Consider the following 18,384-nt stretch of genomic DNA (forward strand, 5'->3'; position numbering starts at 1 on the left):
ACCCCGGCTGGCGGGGAGGCCTCTCTCCTGACCCCGGCGAGCGCGGGCGGCAGTGCGGAGGCGTCCGTCTTGCCGTCCGTGCGTGCGGGCAGCGGCGCGGAGCCGTCCCCTGTGCGCGCGTTGAGCGCGGGCGGCAGCGCGGAGGTGTCCCCCTTGCGCCCGGCGAGCGCGGGCGGCAGCGCGGAGGTGTCCCCCTTGCGCCCGGCGAGCGCGGGCGGCAGCGCGGAGGTGTCCCCCCTGCGCCCCGTCAGCGCGAGCGGAACCGTGGAGGTGCCCCCGATGCCCAGGCCGTCCGCGACGCCTGACCCGGCCGGCGACTCCGTGATCCCCGGCGCCGGGCCCACCGCCGCCCGTCCCGGCGAGCGTCCTACCGTACGGCTCCGTGAGGACGGTCCCGGCGAGCAGCCCCGCTACGCGCCCGAGTGGCTGGAGCTGCGCGAGCCGGCCGACGCGGCCGCGCGGGCGCACGACCTGCTCGACCCGCTGCGCATCCGGCTGGCGAACCTCCCCGGCAAGTCCGGCCTCGTCATCCACGACCTCGGCTGCGGCACCGGCTCGATGGGCCGCTGGCTCGCCCCCCGCCTCGACGGCGCCCAGCACTGGGTCCTGCACGACCGCGACCCCTACCTCCTGCACTTCGCCGCCGTCGCCTCCCCGCGCGTCGCCGCCGACGGCAGCCGCGTCACCGTCGAGACCCGGCGCGGCGACGTCGCCCGGCTCACCCCGGACGCCCTCTCCGGCGCCTCCCTGGTGACCGCCTCCGCACTCCTCGACGTCCTCACCCGCGAGGAGATCGACACGCTCGCCGAGGCCTGCACCGGCGCCGGCTGCCCGGCCCTGCTCACCCTGTCGGTGGCCGGCCGCGTCGACCTCACCCCGTCCCACCCGATGGACCGGGAGATCATGGAGGCGTTCAACGCCCACCAGCGCCGCGGGGGCCTCCTCGGTCCGGACTCGGTGACCGCGGCCTGTGAGGCCTTCTCCGAGCGCGGGGCGACGGTACGGCTGAACCCCAGCCCCTGGCGGCTCGGCCCCGGCGAGGCCGCGCTCACCGCGCAGTGGCTGCGCGGCTGGGTCGGCGCGGCGGTGGAGCAGCGTCCGGAGCTGAAGGAGCGGGCCGAGCGCTATCTCCGCGACCGCCTGGAGGCGTGTGAGGCGGGCGAGTTGACCGTCCTCGTCCACCACACGGACCTGCTGGCGCTGTCCCGGCCGACGGGTGGGGCGGCATGAGCGTGGAGACGGTACGGACGTACGGGGTGACGGGGAGGGACGTCTCCGCCGCCGGGGGCGAGGCCACCGTCACCCTCACCGACCTCACCGTCACCCTCACCGACCTCACCGTCACCCTCACCGACCCCGCCCCGCACACCGCCGGCATCGCCCTCGCACCCCCGGTCAAGGCCGTCCCCCCACCGGACATCGCCGTCGCCGACTCCCGTATCGGCGTGATCGTCTCCACCCCCCGCCCCGAAGCCGCCACCCCCCACACCCCACGGTGGCGCCGCGCCCTCGCCCGCCTCAAGGCACCAGCCGTGCGCACCCACGTGGGCAGTGCCGTCGGCGTCGTCATCCTCGCCGTCCTGCTGTGGCGGCTCGGTACCGGTGTCTTCCTGGACGGGCTGCGGCGGATCGACGGCGGGTCGCTGGTCGCCGCCGTCGGGATCGGTGTCGTCACGACCGTGTTCAGCGCCTGGCGCTGGCAGTTGGTGGCCCGCGGGCTGAAGATCAGGCTGCCGCTCGGGCCCGCCGTCGCCGCCTACTACCGCGCGCTGTTCCTCAACGCGGCGCTCCCCGGCGGCGTCCTCGGCGACGTCCACCGGGCGGTGCGCCACGGGCAGAGCACCCGCGACCTCGGCCGCTGTGTCCGGGCCGTCGTCCTCGAACGGGTCGCCGGACAGCTCGCGTTGGCGGTCGTCGGCGCCGGCGTCCTGCTCACCATGCCGTCGCCGGTGCTGAACCAGGCCCGTGATCTCGCGCCGGTGCTGCTGTTCGCCCTGGTGGGTGCGCTGGCCGTCGTGCTCGCCCTGCGGATGAACCGGACGCCCGCGCGGTACGGCCGGACGCTGGCCGAGGTGCGCGAGGGGCTGCTGTCCCGGCGCAACGGCCCCGGCGTCGCGCTGTCCTCCCTCGTCGTCCTCGCCGGACACATCGGGATGTTCGTGCTCGCCGCCCGCGTCGCCGGGTCCGCCGCCTCCGTCGCCGAACTGCTGCCGATCGCCGTACTGGCGCTGGTCGCCATGGGACTGCCGCTCAACGTCGGCGGCTGGGGACCCCGCGAGGGCGTCACCGCCTGGGCGTTCGGCGCGGCCGGCCTCGGGGCGAGCAGCGGGCTGGCCGTCGCCGTCGTCTACGGCGTGCTCAGTCTCGTGGCCAGCCTGCCCGGTGTGCTGGTCCTGCTCGCCCGCTACCCGCGCAAGGAGTCACCGGAACCGGAGCCGTCGGAGGTGAACAGCGACAAGTACGGTCGGAACGCGTCCGCCAGGCTCTCCAGCAGCGCCTTGCCCTTTTCCGCCGAACCCAGTGAGGGACGGCCGATGACACCCGAATCGGTATAGGCGGACATGCCCAGAGTGAGCAGATGACGACGGTCGTCGGCGACGAAATCGGAGGTCTCATAACCGGGTCGGACGAATTCGGGATGAGCGTGCAGAAGGATGGAGGTCTCGATTTCCCCCGCGTGCATGTCGGTGAGCAGAGACGTGACCACCCCCGCCCGTTCGCGCGCCGACTCCCAGTCCTCCGCCGCCGGGAACAGTGCCATTTTCTCGCCGCGGGAGGAGGATTCCTGAACGACGTTGCCCAGTACGTAGTTTCCGCCGTGCCCGTTGACCACGACCAGGGCGTCGACGCCCGAACGGCGGAGTGAAGCCGCTATGTCCCGTATCACCGAGTGAAGGGTCACCGAGGAGATGCTGACGGTCCCCGCCCAGGCCGCGTGCTCGTGCGAGCAGGAGATCGTCACCGGTGGGAGGAGGTGTACCGGGTACGCCGCGGCGAGCTCCCGGGCGATGGCACAGGCGACCAGGGTGTCGGTCGCCAACGGCAGGTACGGACCGTGCTGTTCGAAGCTGCCGACGGGGAGAACCGCGACCTGTCGTGAGACATTCGCGCCCCGCGTCCGTACGTCCTCCGTGGTGTCCGCCGGCAACGGACCGTATGCCGCCGACCGCGCTTGCGAATCACTCATTCTTTCACGGCCTTTCGTCTCTGCTTAGGAACTCGAGAATCATGACAGACAAAATTGGCGTCCTCGGCAAGAAGTCCCCGCAGCGCACCGGCGTGGAACGCATAGTGAATGCCCCGCTGCCCACCGTGTACGGGCAATTCCGGGCGGTCGGCTACCTCGATCACGACCGCGGCGACGAACAAGTGGCCCTCGTCCACGGCGAGATAGGCACCGAGGACGTCCTCGTCCGGCTGCACTCCGAGTGCCTCACCGGTGACGCCTTCGGCTCCCGGCACTGCGAGTGCGGCGAGCAGCTCGACTCCGCGATGCGGGCCGTGGTCGCCCAAGGCAGCGGCATCGTCGTCTACTTGCGGGGCCACGAGGGCCGCGGCATCGGCCTGCTCGCCAAGCTCCGCGCGATGGCCCTGCAGGCTGAGGGCCTGGACACCGTCGAGGCGAACCTCGCCCTCGGCCTGCCGGTGGACGCCCGGGACTACGGCGTCGCCGCCGGCATGCTGCACGACCTCGGCGTGAACAGCGTCCGCCTGATGTCCAACAACCCCGACAAGCGGGAGGCGTTGGTACGGCACGGCATCGAGGTCACCGAGACCGTGCCGCTGCTGATCCAGCCGTGCGAGAGCAACATCACCTACCTGCGCACCAAGCGGGAGCGCCTCGACCACCACCTGCCCCATCTGGACGCGGTGGCCCACCTCTCCTGATTAGGGGTGGCGCGGTCCGGACAGGAAGAGGGGGCGGCCCGTACAGGCCCGGCACCGGTCCCGACCCCGACCCCCTGGGAGGCTCGCCCGTGAGAATGCAGGCACAGGCCGTCGTGATCGGCGGCGGAGTGATGGGCACGAGCATCGCCTACCACCTCGCCGCCGCCGGTGTCCGTGACGTCGTGCTCGTCGAACGGGACGAGCTGGCCTCCGGCTCCACCTCGAAGGCGGCGGGCGGGGTGCGGGCCCAGTTCTCCGACGAGCTCAACGTGCAGCTCGGGGCGCGCAGCCTGGCCGCGTTCGGCCGGTTCCGGGAGGAGATCGGGTACGACATCGGGCTGCACCGGGTCGGCTACCTCTTCCTGCTGTCGACCCCGGAGGACGTGGCCTCCTTCGAGGCGGGCGTAAGGCTGCAGAACGCGCTCGGCGTGCCCAGCCGCCTGCTCACGCCGAAGGAGGCCCGCAAGCTCTCCCCGCTGATCCGCACCGAGGGCCTCCTCGCCGCCGCCTACTCGCCCGACGACGGCCACTGCACCCCCGAGGCCGTCGTCCACGGCTACGCGTCCGCGGCCCGCGCTCTCGGCGCCCGCGTCCTGCGGCACACCGAGGTCACCGGCATCGAACTCCACGGCGACCGGATCACGGCCGTGTCGACGACCCTCGGCCGGATCGCCACCGACACGGTGATCTGCGCGGCCGGCCCCTGGTCGCGGGCTGTCGGCCGGATGGCCGGCGTGGATCTGCCCGTGGAGCCGCTGCGCCGCCAGATCGCCGTCACCGAACCGGTCCCGGACCTGCCGCCGGGCCTGCCCATGACGATCGACTTCAGCACCACCCTCTACTTCCACCGCGAGGGCCCCGGCCTCCTCCTCGGCATGTCCGACCCCGACGAGCGCCCCGGCTTCGCCACCGACACCCACGACCGCTGGATCCCGCGCCTGGCCGCCGCCATGGAGCAGCGCGCCCCCGCCCTGCTCGACCTTCGCCGCACCGGCGGCTGGGCGGGCCTGTACGAGGTCACCCCCGACCACAACGCCCTGATCGGCGAGGCGACTTCGGTCTCCCGCTTCCTCTACGCCACCGGCTTCTCCGGCCACGGCTTCCTCCAGGGACCGGCCGTCGGCGAGGTGGTCCGTGACCTGGTCCTGGGCCGCGTACCCTTCGTGGACGTCAGCCCGTTGAACGCCGGCCGGTTCGCGGCCGACGCCCCGCGCCCGGAGGCCAACTGCGTATGACCGAGCTCCATCTGTGGCTGCGCCACGAGGTCCGTCCCACCGAGCGACGCACGCCCGTCGTGCCGTCCGACGCCCGGCGGCTCGTCGAGAGCGGGGTGACCCTGACCGTCGAGGAGTCCCCGCAGCGGATCTTCCCGATCGAGGAGTACGAGGCGGTCGGCGCCCGAGTCGCGCCCGCGGGGTCGTGGGTGTCGGCGCCGCCGCAGGCCGTGGTCCTCGGTTTGAAGGAACTCCCGGACGGTCCCGACCGGTTGGCGCACCGGCACATCTTCTTCGGGCACGCCTACAAGCGGCAGCCGGGCGCCGGCGACCTGCTGCGCCGGTTCGCCGCCGGGGGCGGGACGCTCCTCGACCTGGAGTACCTGGTGGACGACACCGGCCGCAGGCTCGCCGCCTTCGGCTACTGGGCCGGCTACCTGGGCGCCGCCCTCGCGGTGCTCCAGGAGCGGGGCCGCCTCGTCGCGCCGCTGACGCCCACCTCGAAGGAGGAGCTGGACGCCACCCTCCGCCCCGCCGCCGGGGACGCGGACTTCACCGCGCTGGTGATCGGCGCGCTCGGGCGCAGCGGCCGCGGCGCCCGAGCGGCCCTCCAGGCGGCCGGTGTCGAGCCGACCTGCTGGGACCTCGACGAGACCCGGAACCTGGACCGGCCGGCCCTCCTCGCCCACGACGTCCTGGTCAACTGCGTCCTCGCCACGACTCCCGTCCCGCCCTTCGTCCGCGAGACCGACCTCGACGACCCGGCCCGCCGGCTGCGCACCCTCTCCGATGTCACCTGCGACGTCGGCTCCCCGCTCAACGTCCTGCCGGTCTACGACCGCACCACGGAGTGGGACGAGCCGGTACGGCGGCTGCGCAAGGAGCCCCCGCTCGACCTGATCGCCATCGACAACCTGCCCTCGCTGCTGCCGAGGGAGTCCAGCGAGGACTTCTCCGGCTCGCTGCTGCCCCTGCTGCTCGACTTCGGGTCCGGCGGGCCGTGGGGGCGCGCCGCGGACCGGTTCCATCAGGCGAGCCGGGAACACGGCATCGCGGAAGGGGAGTTGCCGCATGACTGAACTGGTTCCCGCGAGCGGCACCGTCCACTGGATCGGCACCGGGCTGTCCACGGGCAGCGGACTGGCGAAGTTGTGCGAGAGTGCCCCGCGGGTGCGGGTCTGGCATCGCACCGAAGAACGCGCTGCCGAGGCCCTCGACCGGCTGGGCCTCACCGGACGCGCCGAGCCCCGCGCGTACACCTTGGACAAGCTGACGGCGGCCCTCCAGCCCGGCGACGTCGTCGTCTCGATGCTCCCCGCGCCCGAGCACGCCGACATCCTCGCGGTCTGTGTCGCCTCGCGGGCCCACTTCGCCTGCTCCAGCTATGTGTCCGACGCGGTCCTGGAGCAGGTCCCCGCTGCCGCCGCGGCCGGGCTCGTCGTCCTCACCGAGGCCGGGCTCGACCCGGGCATCGACCACCTCTTCGCGCACAGCCTCGTGGCCCGCGCCCGGGACGCGATCGGCGACGGCACGGCGGCCTCGTACCGCCTCACCTCCTACTGCGGCGGCATCCCCGCGGTGCCGAACGACTTCAGGTACCGCTTCAGCTGGGCGCCCCTCGGTGTCCTCAACGCCCTGCGATCGCCCGCCCGTTACCTCGCGGACGGCGCCGAGACCACCGCCGAACGGCCGTGGGAGGCGACCCGGCGGCACGTCGTCGACGGGGAGACCTTCGAGGTCTACCCGAACCGCGACAGCGTGCCCTTCGTCGAGCAGTACGGCATGCCGGCCGCCTGGAAACCACAGACGTTCGTCCGGGGCACCCTGCGCCTGGAGGGGTGGCTGGAGGCCTGGGGCGAGGTCTTCGAGGAGCTGAAGGCGGGCGACGACGCCCGGATCGCCGCCCTGGCACAGGAGTTGGCGGCCACCTACCCGACCACCGACGCGGACCGGGACCGGGTCGTCCTCGTCGTGACGCTGGACGTGGCCGGTCCGGCGGGGCAGGCCTGGTCCGGCAGCTATCTGCTCGACCTGACCGGGGACGAGGAGGAGAGCGCGATGGCCCGCTGCGTCTCCCGCACCCTCGCCCTCGGCGTCCGCCAGGTTCTGGACGGCTCCCTGCCGCCCGGTCTGCACCGCGCCGCCGAGACGGCGGCACGGTCGGAGGAGTGGCTGCGGGAACTCGCCCTGGAGGGCGTCGACTTCACGCTGCGGGTGGATTCCTGATCAGCCCGTCACGGCCTCGTGCACCAGCCGCTTCAGCTCGGGATAGAGCGTGTGCGAGCCCTTGGGCCGGACCTGCGTCATGAACTGCACCGTCAGATCGCGGCGCGGGTCCACCCAGAACGTCGTCGTGGCGACCCCGCTCCAACCGAACATGCCCAGGCTCGTGGGGACCTTGGTGCGCTCCGGGTCGATCACCACGGAGACGCCGAGGCCGAAACCGACGCCGTCGTTGCCGGGTTCGTCATGTACGGGCCTGCTGCCGAAGGCGCGCAGGTCGACGCCGCCGGGGAGGTGGTTGGAGGCCATCAGGTCCACCGTCTCGGGCGACAGCAGCCGTACGCCGTCGAGTTCGCCGCGGCGCCGCAGCAGCTCCATGAACCGGTGGACGTCGTACGCCGAGGCCACCATGCCGCCGCTGCCGGACAGGAAGCGGGGACGCCCGCGCAGCGGCAGCCCGGCGATCGGCTCGATACCGCCCCCGTCGGTCTCCCCGTACAGCTCGGCGAGTCTGCCCGCCTGTTCGTCGTTCACGCAGAACCCGGCGTCGGGCATCCCCAGTGGCCTGAAGATCCGCTCCGCGAAGAACTCGTCGAGCGGCTGCCCGGACACCACCTCGATGACACGCCCCAGCACATTGGTGGCGACCGAGTAGTTCCACTGCGTGCCCGGCTCGAACTGGAGCGGCAGGCTCGCGTACACGTCGACCGTCTCGGCCAGCGTCGAACCCGGCACCACGGACGACTCCAGATCGGCCTCCCGGTACAGCGCGTCGACCGGATGACAGCGGTACGAGGCGAAGGTCAGGCCCGCGGTGTGGGTCATCAGGTGCCGGATCAGCACCGGCTGCGCGGCGGGGCGGGTGCGGACGTCGGCGCCCGAGCCGCTCTCGTGGACCTGTGTGCCGGCGAAGGCGGGCACGTACCGGGCCACCGGGTCGTCCAGTGACAGCTTGCCCTCCTCCACCAGGAGCAGCGCGGCCACCGAAGTCACCGGCTTGGTCATGGAGTAGAGCCGCCACAGGGTGTCGGAGGTGACGGGCAGCCCGGCCGCCAGGTCGCGTCGGCCGTGCGTGGTGAGGTGGGCGACCCGGCCGCCGCGGGCGACGGCCACGAGAAAGCCCGGCAGGCGCCCTTCGTCCACGTAGTGGGCGACGTGCTGGTCGAGGCGGTCCAGCGCCTTCACGTCCAGCCCGACCTCATCCGGGTCCACCTCTTGTCGCAGCTGTGCCATCGTTCTCCTCCGAAACGTTCGTCGAGGTGCGATCCGGCATACCCAGCCGTAGCAACCTCAGACCTCATCGTCGCTCAGTGAGGCGTGAACGTCCCCGAGTCCGGCCAAGATCGGCCGGAGTGGCGTGCGCCACCCGCCCCGGCAGGACGGCGCCCGCCACCGCGCCGACGCCCGCCACCCCGGCGAGCACCGCCAGCGCCCCGTGCCCCATCAGGGTCGTCGCCACGGCCACGCCCAGCGTGGGGCCGACGTTCATCGCGGTCTGCTGGAGCCCGCCCGCCACCCCGGCCGACTCGACGGGACTGTGCCGTACGACGACATGGGTGGCCGCCACCATCACCGTGCCGAACCCGGCGCCCAGCAGGGCGAATCCGGCGCAGAGCGCGAACGTGCCCGCGGCCCGGTCCAGGAGCAGGACGCCCGCCGCGAGGACGGCCATCGCCGTCACCGCCGTACGCCTGGCCCCCACCCGGCGCAGCAGGATCGCGCACACCGGCGCGGCGGCCACCATCAGCACCGCCAACGGCAGACAGCGCAGGGCGCTTTCGAGCGGATCGAGACCGAGCGTGTACTGGAGGGTGTACGTGCTCACGAACAAGGTCCCCGACAGCGCGGCCGACGCGGCGACCAGGACCCCGAGCGCCGGACCGGCGACGGCCCGCGGCAGGAGCGGGCTCGCGGTACGGCGTTCATGGCGCAGGAAGGCCGCACCGGCGACCAGGGAAGCGGCCAGCCCGAGCCACCGCAACGACACCAGCGCGTGGACCAGCAAGCCCAGCGTCACCGCCAGCAGCAGGGCACCCGGAACATCCAGCCGCACCGGCGTCCCGCGCACCGGCTCCCGTCCGGTCAGCGCGAGCAGCCCGAACACCAGCGCCGGAACGACATTGAGGAAGAACACCGCCCGCCACCCGGGCCCGGCCACCAGCGCCCCGCCCACCAGCGGCCCCACCGCGGCCGACACCCCGATGGCCGCGGTGCGCACCGCGATCGGCGTGCGCAGCCGGTCCGGCGGATACGCGGCCCGCAGCATGCCGAGCGTGGCGGGTTGCAGCAGCGCCCCGAACACCCCCTGGACGACGCGGAGTCCGACCACCCAGCCGATCCCGGGCGCCGGCCCGATGCCCGCCGACGCGGCCCCGAACCCGAGCATGCCGATCGCGTAGAGCCGCCGATGCCCGTACCGGTCCCCGAGGCGCCCCGCGAACACCAACAACCCGGCGACGGCGATGAGATAGCCGGTGCTGGTCCACTGGACCTGCGCGTACGACGCCCCCAAGTCCTCCTGCAGGGTGGGCTGGGCGATGGTGAGGACGGTGCCGTCGAGGGCGACGATCACGGCACCGACGACACTGCTCGCGAGCGCGAGGCGCGGGTTCATCCGTCCTCCCGGCCGAGGTGCGCGTCGAGGGCCGACCGCAGCAGTGGCGTGAAGTCGTCGGTGCCCGTGGCGAGTTGGAGGCTGCCCCAGTTCCACAGCTGGGCGATGCCGTGCAGGTTCGCCCACAACGCGCCCGCGACCAGGCGGGCGTCCAGGTCGGGGCGGACGCGGCCGACCAAGTCCACCAGGCGCCCGAAGAGCGGCAGGCTGGTGTCCCGCAGGCCCAGATGGCCGCTCTCCAGCAGATCGTGACGGAACATCAGCTCGTACATGCCGGGGTTCTCCCGCGCGAACTCCAGGTAGGCGCCGGCGAGCCGGATGAGCTGGACACGCGCAGTCGCCGTACCGTCACCGGCCACCGTCGCCACCCGTTTTGCCAACTCACCGAAGCCGCGCCGCGCGATGGCGGACAGCAGTTCCAGATGGGTCGGGAAATAGCGGCGCGGCGCCCCGTGCGAGACGCCCGCCCGGCGGGCGATCTCCCGCAGCGTGAGCGCCTGGGCGCCCTCCTGGGCCACCAGCTCCACGCCGACCTCGATCAGCCGGGGCCGCAGCCCGGTCTCGGGTTCATGCATAGACAGTGTCTACCAGCAGAGGTAGACACTGTCTACCAGGAATGGGTGCGGACGATGGCGGGGTTGATCCAGGCATGACTCAGAACGCGCTGCTCCAGTTGCTCGGCACCGGACACGGCGGGGTGCTGGTCACCCTCAAACAGGACGGCCGGCCCCAGCTGTCGAACGTCACCCACGCCTACTACCCGGACGAGGGCGTCATCCGGGTGTCGATCACCGACGACCGCGCCAAGACCCGCAACCTGCGCCGCGACGCCCGCGCCTCGTACCACGTCACCAGCTCCGACCGGTGGGCGTACACGGTCGTCGAGGGCACGGCCGAGCTCTCCCCGGTGGCGAAGGACCCGTACGACGACACGGTGGCGGAACTCATCCGGCTGTACCGCGACGTCCAGGGCGAGCACCCCGACTGGGACGACTACCGGGCCGCGATGGTCCGCGACCGGCGGCTGGTGCTGCGCCTGAAGATCGAGCGGGCGTACGGGATTCCGGCGGCTGCCGACCGGGGCTGAGGGCGCGGGCGGCGACAGGAATCGGCCGCACCGCGCGCACCGGCCGCCCCTGAAATCGGCCGGGACGCACGGGGGCCACCCTCTCCGGCTGGTGAAGTGTGCGGAGTGCCTGGTCGGTGCGGCACTTCACTGCTCGTAGGTGCCGATGGTCTTGCCGCGGGCGCTGCCTGTCAACGGGGCGATTGCGGGCGAGGGTCTTACGACCGTGCGCGAGGGTCGTACGACCGCGGGTGCAGGCCGGACGACCGATGGTCCGCACCGTCCCGGGTGCCTAGGCTTCCGAAGGTCGAGTTCACCGCTGGGAAAGAGACCACGATGCCCGTCAACGGCCGCAGCCATATCCGCCTCGCCCGCCCGTCCCGTGACCTCGCGGCGGCGGAGCGCTTCTGGGCGGACGGGCTCGGACTGTCCGTCGTCTGGCGCGCCGAGGGCGGCACCGAACCCGGCGAGCACGACCTCCTCATGCTCGGCTGGCCCGACGCCGACTGGCATCTGGAGCTGGTCCACGAACCGGCGAACCCCGTCGAGCCCCGGCCCACGGAGGAGGACCTCCTGGTGATCTACGTCGACGGCCCCGTCCCCGACGACCTGGTCACCCGTCTCGAAGAGCACGGCGGCAAGCGGGTGTCCTCGCCCAACCCGTACTGGAACCAGTGGGGCGTCACGATCGAGGACCCGGACGGATACCGGCTGGTGCTGTGCGAGCGGGCGTGGTCCAACGGCTGAGAGGCCGGCGCACGCCTGGTCCCCGGAGCCGTGGCGGCGTCCGGGGACCAAGGGACCTTGAGGTGGATCACGAGACCTTGAGGTGGATCAGGAGACCTTGAGGTGGATCAGGAGACCTTGAGGTGGATCAGGCCGTCACGGTCGCCCGCTCCGCCGCCGTCTCCGGCGTGCGCTCGCCGAGCAGTTCCGTCGGGACCTTGTGGGTCTCGCGCGCCGAGAGCGCGGCGATGACCGGTGGGACGCACAGGGCCGCGGTGAACAGGGCCACCGAGAACCAGTCGTCGCCGTCCGGGCCGGCGATCTCCGCGGCGAAGGTCACCGCGAACCCGGCCACGGCGAAGCCGATCTGGGTGCCGATGGCCATGCCGGACAGCCGGACCCGGGTCGAGAACATCTCGCCGTAGAAGGACGGCCACACGCCGTTCGCCGCGCTGTAGACCACGCCGAAGGCGATGATGCCGAGCAGCAGGATCAGCGGGTAGCTGCCCGTGGAGATCGCCCAGAGGTAGAGGAACATCGCGATCGCGCTGCCCGTCGCGCCGATCAGGTAGACGGGGCGCCGGCCGATGCGGTCCGACAGGGTCGCCCACAGCGGGATCGCGGCCAGCGCGGCCAGGTTGGCCAGCGCGCCCACCCACAGCATCGAGGAACGGCTCATGCCGACCGAGTCGCTCGTCGCGTACGCCAGCGCCCAGACCGTGAAGATCGTCGAGACCGACGCGATGACCGCACCCGCGATCACCCGCAGGACGTCCGCCCAGTGGTGGCGCAGCAGGATCGCCAGCGGCATCCTCACGACGCCCTCGGCCGCCGTCTGCTGCTCGAAGGCGGGGGTCTCCGCCAGGTTGCGGCGGATGAAGTAGCCGACGACGGCGACCGCGATGCTCAGCCAGAACGGCACCCGCCAGCCCCAGGCCAGCAGTTGGTCCTCGGGCATCGCGGCGATCGGGATGAAGGCGAGCGTGGCCAGCAGCTGGCCGCCCTGGGTGCCGCTGAGGGTGAAGCTGGTGAAGAAGCCGCGCCGGTGCGGCGGCGCGTGCTCCAGCGTCATGGAGTTGGCGCTGGCCTGCTCACCGGCCGCGGAGATGCCCTGGAGGACCCGGCACAGGACGAGCAGGACCGGGGCGAGCGTGCCGACCTGGGCGCGGGTGGGGAGACAGCCGATGAGGAACGTCGACAGACCCATCAGGATCAGCGTGAAGACCATGATCTTCTTGCGGCCGAGCTTGTCGCCGAAGTGCCCGAGGAAGAGCGCGCCGACCGGGCGGGCGGCGTACGCGACACCGAACGTGGCCAGGGACAGCAGGGTCGCGGTGGCCGGGTCGGACTCGTCGAAGAAGACCTTGGGGAAGATCAGCGCGGCGGCGGACCCGTAGATGAAGAAGTCGTAGTACTCCAGCGCGCTGCCGATCCAGGCGGCGGTGGCCGCCTTCTTCGGCTGGCCGGGTGGCGCGGTGGCGGGGGAGGGGACGGACACGGCGGCTCCTTTGGGGAACTCCAACGTAAGCGGAGTGAGCGGCAAGAAGGGAGAGGCCGGGTCTCGTGAACCCCGGCTAATTAACCCACTGGATAGTTAGTCCCGGTGGGTAGGGATGTTGCGCGCGTGTTTCCCCGCTGTCAAGAGGTCGCGTCCGCCGAATTCAGTCCGCGATGCGGTCCGCCGTCAGGTAGGCGATCACCATGTCGCCCAGCATGTTCCGGTAGTGCTCCCGCTGCGCCGGGTCGACCAGGTCGCGGCCGAAAAGGGCGCCGAAGGTGTGCCGGTTGGCGACCCGGAAGAAGCAGAACGAGCTGATCATCGCGTGCAGGTCGACGGCGTCCACGTCGGCTGTGAACAGCCCGGACTCCTGGCCGGACTTCAGGATGCGGCGGATCACGTCCAGGGCCGGCGAGCCGATCCTGCCGAGCTTCTCGGAGGCGGCGATGTGCTCGGCCTCGTGGATGTTCTCGATGCTGACCAGCCGGATGAAGTCGGGGTGCGCCTCGTGGTGGTCGAAGGTCAGCTCCGCCAGCCGCCGGATGGCCGCGACCGGGTCGAGATGCTCGACGTCCAGCCCCTGCTCGGCCTCGCGGATCACGCCGTACGCCCGCTCCAGGACGGCCGTGAACAGCTGCTCCTTGCCGCCGAAGTAGTAGTAGATCATCCGCTTGGTGGTGCTGGTGAGGGCCGCGATGTCGTCGACGCGGGCCCCCGCGAAGCCGACCCGGGCGAACTCGTGCGTGGCCACGTCGAGGATCTCGGCCTTGGTGCGGGCGGCGTCACGGATGCGCCCGTTGGGTCGTGCCGGTTCTTCGACGCTGGTCATCGGGTTCCTTCGGGCGTAGGGCGAGGCTGTGGGGCCGCGTGCCGCAGATTCTAGAAGGCGGCCGTGCCCGGGCGGCGGGTGAGGGCTTCCCAAGCGGAGGCTCCCGGTGCTATGACTAACTCACTAGTTCGTACATTGTGACCGCTCAGGAGGTCCGCGTGGCCAAGGACTCGTATCTCGTCGGACTGATCGGCGCGGGCATCGGCCCGTCCCTCAGCCCCGCCCTGCACGAGCGGGAGGCCGACCGGCAAGGGCTGCGCTACCTGTACCGGCTCATCGACATCGACGTCCTCGGCGTCCCGCCGGAGGCGGTCGGCGACCTGGTGCGCTCCGCCCGCGACCTCGGCTTCGACGGGCTCAACATCACCCACCCGTGCAAGCAGCTGGTCATCGAGCACCTCGACGGGCTGTCCGCGCAGGCCGAGGCGCTCGGCGCGGTCAACACGGTCGTCTTCGAGGACGGCCGGGCCGTCGGCCACAACACCGACGTCACCGGCTTCGCCGCCTCCTTCGCCCGCGGTCTGCCCGACGTACCGCTGGAGCGCGTCGTGCAGCTCGGCGCGGGCGGGGCCGGCGCGGCCGTCGCGCACGCCACGCTCACCCTCGGCGCCGAGCGCGTCACCGTCGTCGACGCGCTGGCCGACCGGGCGGCCGCCCTCGCCGCCTCCCTCGACCGCCACTTCGGCGCGGGCCGGGCCGCCCACGCCACGCCGGACCGGCTGCCGGACCTCCTCGCGGACGCCGACGGCATCGTCCACGCCACCCCCACCGGCATGGCCGCCCACCCCGGCCTGCCCTTCCCCGCCGAACTCCTGCACCCCGCGCTGTGGGTCGCCGAGGTGGTCTACCGCCCGCTGGAGACGGAACTGCTGCGCACGGCCCGCGCGATCGGCTGCGCCACCCTCGACGGCGGCGGCATGGCCGTCTTCCAGGCGGCGGACGCGTTCCGGCTCTTCACCGGCCGGGAACCCGACGCGGCCCGCATGCTCGCGGACATCGGGGAACTGGCGGGCGCCGTCAGCGCACCGAAGTAGGAAGGGGCAGCGCCGTGCGTACGTCCATCGCCACCGTCTCCCTCAGCGGCTCCCTCACCGAGAAGCTCACGGCCGCCTCCCGGGCCGGCTTCGACGGCGTGGAGATCTTCGAGAACGACCTGCTCGCCAGCCCCCGCACCCCGGAGGAGATCCGGGCGAGGTGCGCGGACCTGGGCCTGCGCATCGACCTCTATCAGCCCATGCGGGACATGGAGGCGGTACCGGCCGACGTGTTCGCGTCCAACCTGCGCCGGGCCCGGCACAAGTTCGAGCTGATGGGCCGCCTCGGCGCCGACACCGTCCTCGTCTGCTCCAGCGTGCACCCGCTCGCGGTGGACGACGACGCGCTGGCCGCCGAGCAGCTGCGCGAACTGGCGGGCCTGGCCCATGAGTTCGGCATCCGAGTCGCCTACGAGGCGCTCGCCTGGGGCCGGCACGTGAGCACGTACGAGCACGCCTGGAACATCGTCGCGGCGGCGGACCACCCCGCGCTCGGCACCTGCCTGGACAGCTTCCACATCCTCTCCCGCGGCAGCGACCCCAAGGGCATCGAGGACATCCCCGGCGAGAAGATCTTCTTCCTCCAGCTGGCCGACGCCCCGCTGCTGGCGATGGACGTCCTCCAGTGGAGCCGCCACTACCGCTGTTTCCCGGGCCAGGGCGGCTTCGACGTGGCGGACCTGGTCCGCCGGGTCCTGCACACCGGGTACGACGGGCCGCTGTCCCTGGAGGTCTTCAACGACGTCTACCGGCAGGCCGAGGCGGGCCCCACCGCGGTGGACGCACACCGCTCGCTGCTCCTGCTCCAGGAGACGGTCGGCGTCACGACCCCGCCCGCGCCCGTCGTCCCCACGGGTGTGGCCTTCGCCGAACTGCTCACGCCGGACGCCGAACCGGTCGTCACGCTGCTCGGCGCGCTCGGCTTCACCCGCACGGCACGGCACCGCAGCAAGCCGGTCGACCTGTGGCAGCAGGGCGAGGCGCGGGTGCTGGTGAACACGGGACCGGCGGGCCGCCGCGACGGAACGAGCCTCGCCGCGATCGGTCTGGAGTCACCCGACCCGGCCAGAGCGGCCCTGCGGGCGGAGGCACTGCTCGCGCCGGTGCTGCCGCGGCGGCGCGCGGCGTCGGACGCCCCGCTGGACGCGGTGGCGGCGCCGGACGGCACCGAGCTGTTCTTCTGCGCCACGGACCGCGCCGAACTGCCCAACTGGCGGGCCGACTTCGAGGACGTACCGCACGAGAACGGTCCCGGTGGCGTGCGCGGGAGCTCGGATGGCGTGCGCGAGAGCTCGGGTGGCGTGCGCGGGATCGACCATCTCGCCCTCGCCCAGCCCTGGCACCAGTTCGACGAGGCGGCGCTCTTCCACCGCAGCGTGCTCGGGCTGCACGCCCAGGAGAGCGTGGACGTCGCCGACCCGTACGGCCTGATGCGCAGCCGCGCGGTGACGAACGCGGACGGCAGCGTGCGGATCGCCTTGTCGGTGGGCGCGGCCCCGAGCGACGACACCGTGCACGCGCAGCACATCGCCCTGTCGACCCACGACGTGGTGACGGCGGCGCGCCGCTTCCGGGACGCGGGCGGTCGCGTCCTGCCCATCCCGGCCAACTACTACGACGACCTGGCCGCCCGATTCGAGTTCGCCGAGGGCGAGTTGGACACGTATCGGGAGCTCGGCATCCTCTACGACCGGGACGCGTACGGCGAGTTCCGGCACTGCTACACCCGCACGGTCGGCCGCGTCTTCTTCGAACTCGTCCAGCGCGACGGCGGCTACCGGGGCTACGGTGCGCAGAACGCGCCGGTGCGGCTGGCCGCGCAGCACACGGTCACTGGCGGCTGACGGTGCGGGTGATGCCGGTGACGACCGTCGTGGCCAGGATCCAGCCGGTGACGATGAGGCCGTACGCCAGGTACTGGTACCAGCCGTCCGGCGCGTAGGCCTCCTCCTGGCCGAAGGAGATCACCGGGAGCAGCAGGTCGAGGGTGTAGAAGACCGGGCTGAAATGCGGTGCCTCCGACGCCTTGAGGGGGCGCGGCTGGTGCAGGGCGTACACGATCGTGCCGACGGCGAGCAGGGACAGCAGCCAGCCGCAGGCGCGCAGCGGTCGGAAGCCGTAGCCGACGGTGGCGTCCTGGACGTAGCCCCACAGCCGGCCGTACCAGGCGCGGGTGGTGCGCAGGCGGCGCTGTTTGGCGAGCTGGACCAGGCGGGCGGCATGGTCGTCGCCGACGCGGCGGTAGGCGGCGGTCAACTGCTCGTAGGCGTACGGCACATAGCCGTCCCCGTCGCTCTCCAGCATGGGCAACCGGCGATGCGCCGGTTCGTGCGGGGTCAGGGCGGTGTAGGTCAGTTCGTTGACGTACACCTGCCCTGGGAGCATCGCCGTTTCCAGGGTCAGCAGGTCGATCTGGGAGCGGCGCAGGTTGAGGGCTCCGTCCAGGCGCTCGCCCCGGCGCAGCCACAGTTCGCCGATGACACAGCTGCTCGCCCGCAGCGCCGTGCCGCCGGGGTGGGCGAGGCGGGCGTGCAGCAGGTCCAGGCAGCCGGGTATGCGGGAGCCGCGGAAGTCGACCCGTCCGCGCGCGACGAGGCACGACGCCCTGACGTCCGCTCCCACGGTGAGGTTCTGCGCGTCGAGAGCGGTCGAGGAGGCCGACTCGAACACGGTGTCACGGAAGTTGACCGAGCCGGTGACGGTGGCACCGGTGAGCCGGACCTCCCCGCGGGCCAGCAATCCGGGTGCCCACAGGTCGTCACCGATGCAGGCCTGGTTCAGCTGGAGGGCGGGCTCGTCGGCGTCCGGCGCGTCGAAGACGGCCCGGTCCAGGAACAGCGCCCCGGAGATCTGCGCCCCGCCCAGCCGTACCGGCCCCGCGCAGCGGGCGTCCGTCAGCCGCAGCACGCCCTCCACCCGCAGCGTCGCCGCCGTCAGGCCCGGCAGCACCGACGAGCTCAGGTTGAGCTGGCGAAACCGGGCCCCGTACAGCAGGGGCGTCTCGTCGAAGTGGCAGTGGCTCAGCCGTACGGCCTGTTCCGTCACCCCGTACCGGAAGTCGAGCACACCGGTGATCCGGGCGCCCGCCAGCTTGAGCGCGGCTATCTCCCCCGGCTCCGTCGGCCCGTTGAGCAGCAGCGCCCGCAACACGGCCGCGCGGAGCGTGCGTTCGGGCCCCCAGCCGGCGGCCACCTCCTCGTCGGCCCCCTCGCGGAAGTCGACCGCTGCCCCCGTCGCGAACGCCCGCCACACTCGTTCCTCGGCCGGCGTCATGTCGTTGATCTCCACAACC

The 18,384-nt window shown here is 72.5% G+C and carries 16 protein-coding genes and 1 pseudogene; 10 read left to right on the forward strand and 7 right to left on the reverse strand.

Annotated features, from left to right (window positions below; translation table 11 throughout):
• Positions 1–279 precede the first annotated feature (279 nt).
• The gene (locus tag CRP56_RS34835; protein WP_097274746.1) at positions 280–1,230 is read left to right on the forward strand and encodes a class I SAM-dependent methyltransferase; all 951 of its coding nucleotides are present in this window, start codon (positions 280–282) and stop codon (positions 1,228–1,230) included.
• Positions 1,227–2,324: pseudogene (locus CRP56_RS48605) on the forward strand (lysylphosphatidylglycerol synthase transmembrane domain-containing protein); the annotation flags it as partial. The gene CRP56_RS34835 and the pseudogene CRP56_RS48605, both read left to right, overlap by 4 nt.
• A gap of 80 nt (positions 2,325–2,404) precedes the next feature.
• Here CRP56_RS48605 and CRP56_RS34845 read toward each other — a convergent pair.
• Positions 2,405–3,187 carry a creatininase family protein gene (locus tag CRP56_RS34845; RefSeq protein ID WP_097270850.1) on the reverse strand — a complete coding sequence of 261 codons (783 nt, stop codon included), beginning with the start codon at positions 3,185–3,187 and terminating at the stop codon, positions 2,405–2,407.
• Positions 3,188–3,228: 41 nt separating this feature from the next.
• Here CRP56_RS34845 and ribA point away from each other — a divergent pair, with 41 nt between their 5' ends.
• From ribA to CRP56_RS34865, 4 genes are all read left to right on the forward strand, one after another.
• On the forward strand, positions 3,229–3,888 hold the full coding sequence (gene ribA, locus CRP56_RS34850) for a GTP cyclohydrolase II (protein ID WP_097270851.1): 660 nt from the start codon (positions 3,229–3,231) through the stop codon (positions 3,886–3,888).
• 95 nt (positions 3,889–3,983) lie between these two features.
• Positions 3,984–5,123 (forward strand): NAD(P)/FAD-dependent oxidoreductase, encoded by a 1,140-nt coding sequence (locus CRP56_RS34855; RefSeq protein WP_097270852.1) that lies wholly within the window; start codon positions 3,984–3,986, stop codon positions 5,121–5,123.
• The gene (locus tag CRP56_RS34860; protein WP_097270853.1) at positions 5,120–6,181 is read left to right on the forward strand and encodes a saccharopine dehydrogenase; all 1,062 of its coding nucleotides are present in this window, start codon (positions 5,120–5,122) and stop codon (positions 6,179–6,181) included. Before CRP56_RS34855 ends, CRP56_RS34860 begins: the two co-directional genes overlap by 4 nt.
• On the forward strand, positions 6,174–7,328 hold the full coding sequence (locus CRP56_RS34865) for a saccharopine dehydrogenase family protein (protein ID WP_097270854.1): 1,155 nt from the start codon (positions 6,174–6,176) through the stop codon (positions 7,326–7,328). The genes CRP56_RS34860 and CRP56_RS34865 overlap by 8 nt, the downstream gene beginning before the upstream one ends.
• Here CRP56_RS34865 and CRP56_RS34870 read toward each other — a convergent pair whose 3' ends face one another.
• The 3 genes from CRP56_RS34870 to CRP56_RS34880 all read right to left on the reverse strand — a co-directional run bounded on the left by CRP56_RS34870 (position 7,329) and on the right by CRP56_RS34880 (position 10,514).
• Complete coding sequence (locus CRP56_RS34870; protein ID WP_097270855.1) at positions 7,329–8,558, reverse strand: serine hydrolase domain-containing protein; 1,230 nt, start codon at positions 8,556–8,558, stop codon at positions 7,329–7,331.
• A 64-nt stretch (positions 8,559–8,622) separates the two neighbouring features.
• Positions 8,623–9,939, reverse strand: a complete 1,317-nt coding sequence (locus CRP56_RS34875) for an MFS transporter (RefSeq protein ID WP_097270856.1) — start codon at positions 9,937–9,939, stop codon at positions 8,623–8,625.
• Positions 9,936–10,514 carry a TetR/AcrR family transcriptional regulator gene (locus tag CRP56_RS34880; protein WP_097270857.1) on the reverse strand — a complete coding sequence of 193 codons (579 nt, stop codon included), beginning with the start codon at positions 10,512–10,514 and terminating at the stop codon, positions 9,936–9,938. The genes CRP56_RS34875 and CRP56_RS34880 overlap by 4 nt, the downstream gene beginning before the upstream one ends.
• Before the next feature lie 74 nt (positions 10,515–10,588).
• On the opposite strand from CRP56_RS34880, the gene CRP56_RS34885 reads away from it, so the two are divergent.
• Positions 10,589–11,026 carry a PPOX class F420-dependent oxidoreductase gene (locus tag CRP56_RS34885; RefSeq protein ID WP_097270858.1) on the forward strand — a complete coding sequence of 146 codons (438 nt, stop codon included), beginning with the start codon at positions 10,589–10,591 and terminating at the stop codon, positions 11,024–11,026.
• Positions 11,027–11,341: 315 nt separating this feature from the next.
• Positions 11,342–11,752 carry a VOC family protein gene (locus CRP56_RS34890; RefSeq protein WP_097270859.1) on the forward strand — a complete coding sequence of 137 codons (411 nt, stop codon included), beginning with the start codon at positions 11,342–11,344 and terminating at the stop codon, positions 11,750–11,752.
• Between the two features lie 127 nt (positions 11,753–11,879).
• Here CRP56_RS34890 and CRP56_RS34895 read toward each other — a convergent pair whose 3' ends face one another.
• A complete protein-coding gene (locus CRP56_RS34895) occupies positions 11,880–13,229 on the reverse strand; it encodes an MFS transporter (RefSeq protein WP_097270860.1) in 1,350 nt (449 codons plus the stop codon).
• A 163-nt stretch (positions 13,230–13,392) separates the two neighbouring features.
• Positions 13,393–14,058, reverse strand: a complete 666-nt coding sequence (locus tag CRP56_RS34900) for a TetR/AcrR family transcriptional regulator (protein WP_097270861.1) — start codon at positions 14,056–14,058, stop codon at positions 13,393–13,395.
• 158 nt (positions 14,059–14,216) lie between these two features.
• Here CRP56_RS34900 and CRP56_RS34905 point away from each other — a divergent pair, with 158 nt between their 5' ends.
• Entirely contained in the window at positions 14,217–15,092 is an 876-nt protein-coding gene (locus tag CRP56_RS34905; protein ID WP_097270862.1) for a shikimate dehydrogenase, read from the forward strand.
• Between the two features lie 14 nt (positions 15,093–15,106).
• Entirely contained in the window at positions 15,107–16,936 is a 1,830-nt protein-coding gene (locus tag CRP56_RS34910) for a bifunctional sugar phosphate isomerase/epimerase/4-hydroxyphenylpyruvate dioxygenase family protein (RefSeq protein WP_097270863.1), read from the forward strand.
• Here CRP56_RS34910 and CRP56_RS34915 read toward each other — a convergent pair.
• Positions 16,923–18,380 (reverse strand): pentapeptide repeat-containing protein, encoded by a 1,458-nt coding sequence (locus CRP56_RS34915; RefSeq protein ID WP_097270864.1) that lies wholly within the window; start codon positions 18,378–18,380, stop codon positions 16,923–16,925. The two genes, CRP56_RS34910 and CRP56_RS34915, sit on opposite strands and share 14 nt — an antisense overlap.
• Positions 18,381–18,384 lie beyond the last annotated feature (4 nt).

Origin of the sequence: Streptomyces sp. TLI_55, from assembly GCF_900206255.1 — a bacterium.
In the GTDB taxonomy this organism is placed as follows: Bacteria; Actinomycetota; Actinomycetes; order Streptomycetales; family Streptomycetaceae; genus Streptomyces; species Streptomyces aquilus.

Excerpts from the sequence above, each read along its gene's own strand:
- CRP56_RS34835 (WP_097274746.1), top strand. The coding sequence starts at position 280 with ATGCCCAGGCCGTCCGCGACGCCTGACCCGGCCGGCGACTCCGTGATC.
- CRP56_RS34880 (WP_097270857.1), bottom strand. The coding sequence starts at position 10,514 with ATGCATGAACCCGAGACCGGGCTGCGGCCCCGGCTGATCGAGGTCGGC.
- CRP56_RS34860 (WP_097270853.1), top strand. The coding sequence starts at position 5,120 with ATGACCGAGCTCCATCTGTGGCTGCGCCACGAGGTCCGTCCCACCGAG.
- CRP56_RS34845 (WP_097270850.1), bottom strand. The coding sequence starts at position 3,187 with ATGAGTGATTCGCAAGCGCGGTCGGCGGCATACGGTCCGTTGCCGGCG.
- CRP56_RS34875 (WP_097270856.1), bottom strand. The coding sequence starts at position 9,939 with ATGAACCCGCGCCTCGCGCTCGCGAGCAGTGTCGTCGGTGCCGTGATC.
- CRP56_RS34870 (WP_097270855.1), bottom strand. The coding sequence starts at position 8,558 with ATGGCACAGCTGCGACAAGAGGTGGACCCGGATGAGGTCGGGCTGGAC.
- CRP56_RS34855 (WP_097270852.1), top strand. The coding sequence starts at position 3,984 with ATGCAGGCACAGGCCGTCGTGATCGGCGGCGGAGTGATGGGCACGAGC.
- CRP56_RS34885 (WP_097270858.1), top strand. The coding sequence starts at position 10,589 with ATGACTCAGAACGCGCTGCTCCAGTTGCTCGGCACCGGACACGGCGGG.
- ribA (WP_097270851.1), top strand. The coding sequence starts at position 3,229 with ATGACAGACAAAATTGGCGTCCTCGGCAAGAAGTCCCCGCAGCGCACC.
- CRP56_RS34890 (WP_097270859.1), top strand. The coding sequence starts at position 11,342 with ATGCCCGTCAACGGCCGCAGCCATATCCGCCTCGCCCGCCCGTCCCGT.
- CRP56_RS34865 (WP_097270854.1), top strand. The coding sequence starts at position 6,174 with ATGACTGAACTGGTTCCCGCGAGCGGCACCGTCCACTGGATCGGCACC.
- CRP56_RS34900 (WP_097270861.1), bottom strand. The coding sequence starts at position 14,058 with ATGACCAGCGTCGAAGAACCGGCACGACCCAACGGGCGCATCCGTGAC.